We start from the raw sequence: 8,410 nt of genomic DNA on the forward strand, positions 1-8,410 counted from the left end.
CCACAGGCACAGTACAAAATGATTTATCCATAACACCCCCACTTACCTATCAACACCACCAGACCACAGGCACAGTACAAAATGATTTATCCATAACACTCCAATATAATATCATGGCCGCTTTGAAGATATTCAGGGTTTTTGGAATACCCGTTGAACTTGACATCTCATTCCTCATTCTGATGGTATTCATATACCTCCTGACCTACCTGGGTTTCCTATCACTCAACCTTGCTGTGCTCATAACCCTCGTCTTTGTGGTGGTGGTGATACATGAACTGGCCCACTCCTATGTCGCCCTCAGGTTCGGTGTGAAGATAAGGAGCATACTCCTCCTACCCATAGGGGGGGTTTCAAGGATGGAGGAGATACCAAAGGTTCCAAGGGAGGAGCTCCTCATATCCATCGCAGGGCCCCTCACAAACATCATAATGGCAATGTTAACAGCTGTGCCCATCCTCCTGAACATCACAGGACCCCTCAGACCATTCCTTGGAGATTTCCTTACCGTGAATCTGGTCCTGGCACTCTTCAATCTTATACCTGCCTTTCCAATGGATGGGGGGCGGATACTGAGGGCGATACTGGCTGAACGTGTGAGTTACCTTAGGGCAACCAGGATAGCGGCGAACCTTGGTAAGACCATCGCCGCAATAATGGCCGTCACAGGCCTCTTCTATAACCTCTTCCTGATACTGATAGGCCTCTTCATCTACATAGGTGCAGAGCAAGAGTACCAGTCAACCCTCATATCCTCTCTTCTTGAGGGCGTGACAGTGGGGGACGTGATGACCGCCAATCCTGTAACACTCAGACCCGACATGACAGTGGGGGAGGCCCTTGATGTCATGTTCAGAAAGAAGCACATGGGTTACCCTGTAACCGACGGGGATGAGCTTGCAGGGATAGTGACATTCCATGACATATCAGAGGCTGCCAGAGATATGATGGTGGGGGACGTGATGACCGCGGAGGTTGTGACCGCCACAGAGGACGAGGAACTAACCTCTGTTCTTGAAAAAATGAATCGCCACCAGCTTGGAAGGCTCCCTGTGATGGGTGACGGTAAACTGAAGGGTATAATTTCAAGGACAGATATAATAAGGACGCTGAACCTTATGCAAAAGGGAATTGAATGAAATGGAATGATGAAAACACATATCTGCCAGTAACCACTACGGTGAATGACAATGAGGGATGCGTGTCGCCGGATAATCGATGATATAATATCAGGTCAGATAAAAACAAGGAAGGACCTTGAAAGGGCTAAACACAGGATTTGCCGTGACTTTGGGCTTGAAAAATTCATGAGCAACTCCGAAATCCTTGAACATGCAGATCCAGAAGAAAAGAAATTAATCGAAAATCTCCTCAGGAAAAAACCCACCAGGACAATATCAGGTGTTGCCATTGTGGCAGTCATGTGCCATCCCCATGAATGCCCCCATGGAAGGTGCCTGTACTGTCCTGAAAGTGAAAAGGCACCACCAAGTTACACCGGGGAGGAACCAGCCGCCCTGAGGGCCAGAATGTACGATTTTCACCCCTACAGGCAGGTCTACAATCGCCTTGAGCAGCTCCACAGCATAGGCCACCCTGTTGACAAGGTAGAACTCATAGTCATGGGTGGCACCTTTCCGTCCCACAGCCTCTGCTACCAGGAATGGTTCATATCCCAGTGCCTTGAGGCCATGGTGGACTTTGGAGCCAGACTGAGTGGTGTCAGTGTTGATATACCAGATCACCACGGGTACGTGAAGGTGGATGACGCCCAGCGGTTCAACGAGACCTCACCGGTTCGTTGTGTTGGGATGACATTTGAGACAAGGCCAGACTACTGCCGGGAGGAGGACGTTGACAGGATGCTCAACCTTGGGGTTACAAGGGTTGAGCTGGGTGTGCAGACCATCTACAACTACATTTACCAGCGAATCCGGAGGGGTCACAGTATAGGGGACGTTGTAGAGTCCAACAGGATACTCAGGGACTCAGGGATAAAGGTTGCAATGCACCTCATGCCCGGCCTATTCTCAGACTTTGAGAGGGACCTCAGGATATTCAGGAGGATATTCCAGGACCCATCCTTCAGACCCGACATGCTGAAGATATACCCCTGCCTTGTTACCAGGGGCAGTGAACTCTACAGTCTCTGGGAGAGGGGCCTCTATAAACCATACTCCACAGAGGAGGCCGTTGATCTAATCGTGGAGATAAAGAAGATGATGCCCCCATGGGTGAGGACCATGAGGATACAGAGGGATATACCCTCCCAGCTTATAGTTGATGGTGTCAGGAAGTCCAACCTGGGTGAACTTGTCTACAGGCGCCTGGAGGAGGAGGGTATCCGCTGCAGGTGCATAAGGTGCCGTGAGGTGGGCCACATGAGCCGCAGGGGCGTGAGTGTCGATGAGGACGCCGTCACAGTAATGGTTGAGGAGTACGATGCCACCGGAGGCAGGGAATTCTTCATCTCAGCAGAGGACCCTGAAAATGATGTCCTCATCGGATTCCTGAGGCTCAGATTCCCATCAGAGAACGCTCACCGCCCGGAAATAGATGATAAAACAGCCCTTGTGAGGGAACTCCACGTCTACGGTTCAATGATACCCATAGGTGAGCGTCGCGATGCTGTTGGACAGCACAGGGGCTACGGTGAGGAACTGCTATCCCGTGCTGAGGCAATAGCATCTGATGGGGGGATGGAGAAAATAATTGTCACAAGCGGGATAGGAGCCCGTGAATACTACAGCAAATTTGGATACAGAAGGGAGGGCCCCTACATGTCAAAAGAACTCCTGGAGGGTTAAAATGAAGGTTGAAACAGCAGATGAACTTGCATCACTCATAGACCATACAAATGTAAGGGCGGATGCGACGGTTGCTGATATCGAGAAACTGTGCAGGGAGGCCATTGATTATGGGTTCAGGTGCGCGGTTGTCACCCCAACCAACGTCAGGCTGGCATCTGAACTCCTGAGGGACAGCGATGTCATGGTCTGCTCTGTTATAGGATTTCCAGCGGGTGTTAACACGCCGGCGGTTAAGGCCTTTGAGGCATCAGAGGCCGTGGAAAACGGTGCAGAGGAGGTTGACATGGTAATGAACATAGGGGCGCTGAAGTCGGGGATGAGGGAACTTGTCCATGAGGATATAAGTGGAGTCGTTGATGCCGCAGACGTCCCTGTGAAGGTTATACTGGAGACAGCCTACCTCACAGACGAGGAGAAGGTGGAGGCATGCCTCATAAGTAAGGAGGCTGGTGCCGCATTTGTTAAAACATCGACAGCCTATGGTGGGCTTTCAGGTGCCACTGTGGAGGATGTGAAACTCATGCGTGAGACTGTGGGTGATGAGATGGGTGTTAAGGCAGCCGGTGGTATAAGGGACACTGAAACGGCCCTTGCAATGATAGAGGCCGGTGCAGACAGGATTGGAACATCAACCGGGGTCCAGATCATCGAGGGGTGGAGGTAGTATGAGAACAGGGATATTCATCCAGGGAGCCTTTCAGAGGGGTGGTCTGAGATGAGGATAAAGATAACCGTTGAGGGTAAGGGTTACGCTGAGGCCGAGCTTGATGAGAGAAACCCTGAATCTGCAGAGAGGATCTATGAGAGCCTTCCAGTTGAGAGAAGGGCCCTCCTATGGATGGAGGAGGTCTACTTTGACATACCACTCACCCTTGACTATGAGAACCCCTCTGATACCGCCAGTCCAGGGGATATATCCTACTGGCCGCCAGGGTACGCCCTCTGCATATTCTTCGGCTCAACACAGCCCTACTCCCCGGTGAATCATATAGGGCGGGTGACCAGAAACCTTGACCTCTTCTTCAGTGTTGACGAGGGGGACAGGATAATAATAGAAAAAATTGATTAAATAGAATCAGCGGTTCGGAAACGCTAAACATCCTCTATTTCCCTGTAAAGCGTATCCCTGCTTGCAGGGATCCTTCCCAGGTCCCTTACAACCCTTATTATTTCTCCGGGTTCAGTTCTAACACCATGTGAGGCGCCCGCTGACCTTGATATGTTCTCCTCACCCAGTGTACCCCCGAGGTCATTGGCCCCTGACATGAGGGCAACCTGTGCAAACTTGAAGCCAAGTTTAACCCATGAGGCCTGTATGTTCCTTATGAGGCCCCTGAACATCAGCCTTGAAACCGCGTAGACCTTGAGGTCCTCTGCACCGGTTGCACCTGCAGCTGCCCTTCCCTCACGGTATATGGGGGTCTTTGGATGCATGAATGGTAATGGGACGAACTCGGTGAATCCTCCTGTTCTCTCCTGAATCCGACGCAGTATGTCCATGTGTTCAACCCTGTGCTCGGGTCCGTCGATGTGACCGTACATCATGGTGCATGTCGTTGGTATTCCAACCCGGTGGGCTGTCTCTATAACCTCAACCCACTCCTCAGTGCTCAGCTTTGTGGGGCATATGACAGCCCTTATATCATCATTGAGTATCTCAGCAGCTGTGCCGGGCATTGAACCGAGACCCGCCTTTTTAAGTATCCTGAGGGCCTCCTCAATGGATAGCTCCGCATTACGAGCACCATAGTAAACCTCCATTGGGGAGAATGAATGTAGGTGCACATGAGGTAGCTCCGATTTTATGGCCCTCACAAGATCCTCATAGAAATAGGTGTCAAGGCCCGGGTAGAGGCCTCCCTGTATGCAGAGTTCACGGGCACCGTTTTCCACAGCCTTACGGGCGATTTCAAGGATTCTTTCTGTTTCAAGGTAATATGCGTCCCCATCAAGATCATCCCTCTTAAAGGCACAGAACCCGCACTGTCCCGAGCATATATTGGTGAAGTTGATGTTCCAGTTCTCAATGTAGGTTACCCTTTCACCCGCCTCGGACTCCCTGACAGTGTCCGCGGCTATTAAAAGGGCCTGAAGGTCCCTTCCTGTCACATTCATTAAGTAGAGGGCCTCTTCATTGGTGATTGGTTCGTCCATTGCCTTTTCAAGTATTTTTTCTGTGCGGGTTTTAATATCAATGGTGCCAGACATGCGATTTAGTATCTGGTTCTCCAAGTTTAAAATTTTTGGTTTTGGTGAAATACATATCCAGTTACTCCCATGGGCCCTATGTGGTCCATTAATCCGGCAGAACCAATAAATTTAAATATTAGAGATTACCAGCTTAATCTGGAGGTGAAATTATGGCTGAATTACCAATCGCACCAGTAGGTAGAATAATAAAAAATGCCGGTGCCCAGAGAATAAGTGATGATGCAAAAGAGGCTTTAGCAAAGGCTCTTGAAGACATGGGTGAGGAAATCTCACGCAAAGCTGTTGAGCTTGCAAAACACGCCGGCAGAAAAACTGTTAAAGCCACAGACATTGAAATGGCCGCTAAACAGTTATAAGTAGACCCATACTTCTACCTATTTATTTTTTCAGGGAGCAGGTGTTCCCTACTAAATTCAGGCTGTTATGATTCCAATTCATGACTCCCATTTACAAAACCAGAATAACAGTAATAACTTCTATGATTCCAAACCGATTCATGACTCCTCTTTATAAGGTCATGTTAACATAATAATGAGATGAGGTGATTTTTGATGTCAACAATGGATAACCTGAAGGAAGCATTTGCAGGGGAGTCACAGGCAAACAGGAAGTACCTTGCATTCGCAAGGAAGGCCGATGAGGAAGGGTACCACCAGGTTGCGAAGCTCTTCCGTGCCGCGGCCGAAGCAGAGACTGTCCATGCAATGAACCACCTTGAAGCCATGGAGGCCATCAATAGCACAGAGGAGAACCTCAGGGAGGCAATAGCCGGGGAAACTGCTGAATTCAAGGAGATGTACCCCGGATTCATAGAGGAAGCAGAAGCAGAGGGTGAGGAACAGGCACGCTGGAGCTTTGACGTTGCAAATAAGGTTGAGAAGATCCACGCTGAACTCTACCAGAATGCCCTCGATAACCTTGGAAGGAACGTTGAGGTGGACTACTACGTCTGCAGCTGGTGCGGTAACACCGTTGAGGGTGAGGCACCAGAAAGATGCCCCATCTGCGGGGCCCCCAGGAAGGAGTTCAGGAAGATAGAATAATTCTTTTCCATCACCTTACCTCTATTTTTCATCAATAACACCCTTCTCCATGAAGGTTATCCTGAATGTTGTGCCCTCATCTGAAATCATCTCTGCACTCCCGTCAATCTGCTCGGTCAGGTTCCTTACAAGCTGGAGGCCAAGGGATGGGCTGCTCTCCCAGTCAAGATCCGGTGGGAATCCGACTCCATCATCACTAACCTCAATCAAAACGTGTTTATTACTCCTTTTAACCGAAACAGATACAGTACCTTCGCCATCAGGGAAGGCATGCTTCACAGCATTTGTTAAAAGTTCATTGACGATGAGGCCCACGGGTATGGCGGTCTCCACATCAACCTTCAGTTCATCCACATCAATATTCAGCCTTATCCTGGAATCTGCAGAGTAACTTCTGAACACCTCAGATGCGAGTGTCCCTATGTATTCGCCCATATCAATGTTCTTGAGATCCCCTGAACGGTAAAGCCTTTCATGGATCAGTGCCATGGACCTCGTCCTGTTTTCACTCTCTCTGAAGAGGTCCAGGGTCTCTTCATCCTTCGCCTTCCTTGACTGGAGGCTGAGGAGGCTTGAAATTATCATCAGGTTGTTCTTGACCCTGTGGTGTATCTCCTTGAGTAGGAGTTCCTTTTCCTCAAGGGATTTCTCAAGCACCCTCTGTGCCCTCTTGAGGTCCGAGATGTCATGGAGGACCACCAGGGCGCAGTCCCTCCCCTCCAGATGTACAAGCTTATTGTATATCCTCACAGTGTACCTCCTCCCAAGGGGGTCCTCAAGGACAACCTCATAGGGTTCAACATTTCCCCCATCTTTGATTATCCCAAGCTTTGATCTGAATTTATCCTTCACATCATCAGCGATGAATTCAAGGTCATAGATGGATGTTCCCAGAAGTTCCTCAGACGCCATTCCAAGTCTCTCTGAGAGTGTTGAGTTGATATCCAGTATCACACCACCCTCCAGATCAAGGAGGATTATGTAGTCGGGTGAGAGATCAAAGAGTGACCTGTATTTTTCTTCACTCTCTTTCAATGCCTCTTCAGCCTTTTTTATCTCTGAAATGTCCATTATAATTGCAGTTACAAAGTTTTCACCCATGTAATGCCATCCTGTGACGGATATATCCACAGGGAATCTTTTTCCATCCTTTCTGAGTGCCTCGACATCTGTAATCCTCAGCGAAATATCCCTATCCATATCCAAAAAGTTGTGCATGTCCCGGTTTTGCTCTGAGATTATTTTATTGATATGTTCTCCCCTCATCTCATCTGCAGTGTATCCAAAGATCTTCTCGGCACCATGGTTCCATGCAACCACCCTTCCCCTCTCATCAGCGGTTATTATTGCATCCCTTGCTGTCTCCACTATTGTACTGTACCTCTCCTCAGTCTCATGGATAAGCTCCTCTGATTCTTCAAGGGACTCTGCCAGGAGCACGGTAATGAGGTTAACAAAGAACATCACCGAGACCCTCATCAGGTCCTCATAGAAACCTGAAAGAGATGCCATGATGTTTGTTACAATAAGTACCGTGCCAAGTAATGCCGTTACAAGAAGGGACTTTCTCTCAAACCAGAGGGCTGCAAGGACTATCGGTATGTAAAAGAGGTGTGTGAATACAATTTCAACCCCGAGAAAAATATGAAAATAGACCGTTACAGCAGCACAGAGGGCTGTGAGTGAGGCTACAATAGCCAGCCGGGTCCTCAAGTCCCTGTAGGACTGTATCTTCTCGGTAAAGGTATGAGTTCCCTTAACCAATGCCCCCACCCTATCAATGAACCTTGCGTATCTGTGTAGAACCATCAATCACATGATGATCTCACATTCAGTTATCATTTAAGTTATCAGATTCACTAAAAGTTTTCCATGAATGGTATGTATCAGGTATTAGAAATATATTTACAGCATATAATAACTGAAAACTTCCATGGTGGAACCCCTGGAAACCCTGATTTTTAACCATATCATGCTGATGGGATTCCATTGGATGTTCCAGGTTCATGGTGCAACCCCATGCCTGTAAGGAGGCTTTTATTCCAGAATCCCCACCCCGGAATGGAAAAGGTTATATATGACCACTTCCATAGTTTAGAAGGAACATGGGCCGGTGGTCTAGGGGTATGATACCTCCCTGACACGGAGGTGATCACGAGTTCGAATCTCGTCCGGCCCACTATGCCGTGGTAGTTCAGTTGGGAGAACGCCAGACTGAAGATCTGGATGTCGCTGGTTCAAGTCCGGCCCACGGCACTTATAACCACCTCTTTACCAGAATCTAATTACATGGCTGATTTTAAGTAAATTAAAAAGTTATATGGCTGATTTTAAGTAAATTAAAAA

The 8,410-nt window shown here is 48.6% G+C and carries 8 protein-coding genes and 2 tRNA genes; 8 read left to right on the forward strand and 2 right to left on the reverse strand.

Annotated elements, in window-relative coordinates; translation table 11 throughout:
• The first annotated feature begins 113 nt into the window (after positions 1 to 113).
• The 4 genes from ACPLJI_RS08630 to ACPLJI_RS08645 are packed head-to-tail and all read left to right on the forward strand — an operon-like array spanning position 114 to position 3,879.
• Entirely contained in the window at positions 114 to 1,139 is a 1,026-nt protein-coding gene (locus tag ACPLJI_RS08630) for a CBS domain-containing protein (protein WP_424730829.1), read from the forward strand.
• Between the two features lie 51 nt (positions 1,140 to 1,190).
• Positions 1,191 to 2,807, forward strand: a complete 1,617-nt coding sequence (locus ACPLJI_RS08635) for a tRNA uridine(34) 5-carboxymethylaminomethyl modification radical SAM/GNAT enzyme Elp3 (RefSeq protein WP_424730831.1) — start codon at positions 1,191 to 1,193, stop codon at positions 2,805 to 2,807.
• Between the two features lies 1 nt (position 2,808).
• Positions 2,809 to 3,474, forward strand: coding sequence for a deoxyribose-phosphate aldolase (deoC, locus tag ACPLJI_RS08640; RefSeq protein ID WP_424730832.1), 666 nt, complete (start codon positions 2,809 to 2,811; stop codon positions 3,472 to 3,474).
• Between the two features lie 51 nt (positions 3,475 to 3,525).
• Complete coding sequence (locus ACPLJI_RS08645; RefSeq protein ID WP_424730833.1) at positions 3,526 to 3,879, forward strand: cyclophilin-like fold protein; 354 nt, start codon at positions 3,526 to 3,528, stop codon at positions 3,877 to 3,879.
• A 23-nt stretch (positions 3,880 to 3,902) separates the two neighbouring features.
• Here ACPLJI_RS08645 and cofH read toward each other — a convergent pair whose 3' ends face one another.
• Positions 3,903 to 5,018, reverse strand: coding sequence for a 5-amino-6-(D-ribitylamino)uracil--L-tyrosine 4-hydroxyphenyl transferase CofH (gene cofH, locus ACPLJI_RS08650; RefSeq protein ID WP_424730834.1), 1,116 nt, complete (start codon positions 5,016 to 5,018; stop codon positions 3,903 to 3,905).
• 152 nt (positions 5,019 to 5,170) lie between these two features.
• On the opposite strand from cofH, the gene hmtA1 reads away from it, so the two are divergent.
• On the forward strand, positions 5,171 to 5,377 hold the full coding sequence (hmtA1, locus tag ACPLJI_RS08655) for a histone HmtA1 (RefSeq protein ID WP_013296030.1): 207 nt from the start codon (positions 5,171 to 5,173) through the stop codon (positions 5,375 to 5,377).
• A 195-nt stretch (positions 5,378 to 5,572) separates the two neighbouring features.
• Positions 5,573 to 6,064 carry a rubrerythrin family protein gene (locus ACPLJI_RS08660; protein ID WP_424730835.1) on the forward strand — a complete coding sequence of 164 codons (492 nt, stop codon included), beginning with the start codon at positions 5,573 to 5,575 and terminating at the stop codon, positions 6,062 to 6,064.
• 21 nt (positions 6,065 to 6,085) lie between these two features.
• Here ACPLJI_RS08660 and ACPLJI_RS08665 read toward each other — a convergent pair whose 3' ends face one another.
• Positions 6,086 to 7,828: a sensor histidine kinase gene (locus ACPLJI_RS08665; protein WP_424741244.1), complete on the reverse strand. Its 1,743-nt coding sequence runs from the start codon at positions 7,826 to 7,828 to the stop codon at positions 6,086 to 6,088.
• Positions 7,829 to 8,171: 343 nt separating this feature from the next.
• On the opposite strand from ACPLJI_RS08665, the gene ACPLJI_RS08670 reads away from it, so the two are divergent.
• A tRNA-Val gene (locus ACPLJI_RS08670) sits at positions 8,172 to 8,243 on the forward strand.
• A 4-nt stretch (positions 8,244 to 8,247) separates the two neighbouring features.
• Positions 8,248 to 8,320, forward strand: a tRNA-Phe gene (locus tag ACPLJI_RS08675).
• Positions 8,321 to 8,410 lie beyond the last annotated feature (90 nt).

The sequence above is a fragment of the Methanothermobacter sp. genome, assembly GCF_049720995.1.
Taxonomy (GTDB): Archaea; Methanobacteriota; Methanobacteria; order Methanobacteriales; family Methanothermobacteraceae; genus Methanothermobacter.

Bases quoted from the DNA above. Each gene is read 5' to 3' on its own strand.
- ACPLJI_RS08630 (WP_424730829.1), top strand. From the start codon at position 114: ATGGCCGCTTTGAAGATATTCAGGGTTTTTGGAATACCCGTTGAACTT.
- ACPLJI_RS08635 (WP_424730831.1), top strand. From the start codon at position 1,191: ATGAGGGATGCGTGTCGCCGGATAATCGATGATATAATATCAGGTCAG.
- deoC (WP_424730832.1), top strand. From the start codon at position 2,809: ATGAAGGTTGAAACAGCAGATGAACTTGCATCACTCATAGACCATACA.
- ACPLJI_RS08645 (WP_424730833.1), top strand. From the start codon at position 3,526: ATGAGGATAAAGATAACCGTTGAGGGTAAGGGTTACGCTGAGGCCGAG.
- cofH (WP_424730834.1), bottom strand. From the start codon at position 5,018: ATGTCTGGCACCATTGATATTAAAACCCGCACAGAAAAAATACTTGAA.
- hmtA1 (WP_013296030.1), top strand. From the start codon at position 5,171: ATGGCTGAATTACCAATCGCACCAGTAGGTAGAATAATAAAAAATGCC.
- ACPLJI_RS08660 (WP_424730835.1), top strand. From the start codon at position 5,573: ATGTCAACAATGGATAACCTGAAGGAAGCATTTGCAGGGGAGTCACAG.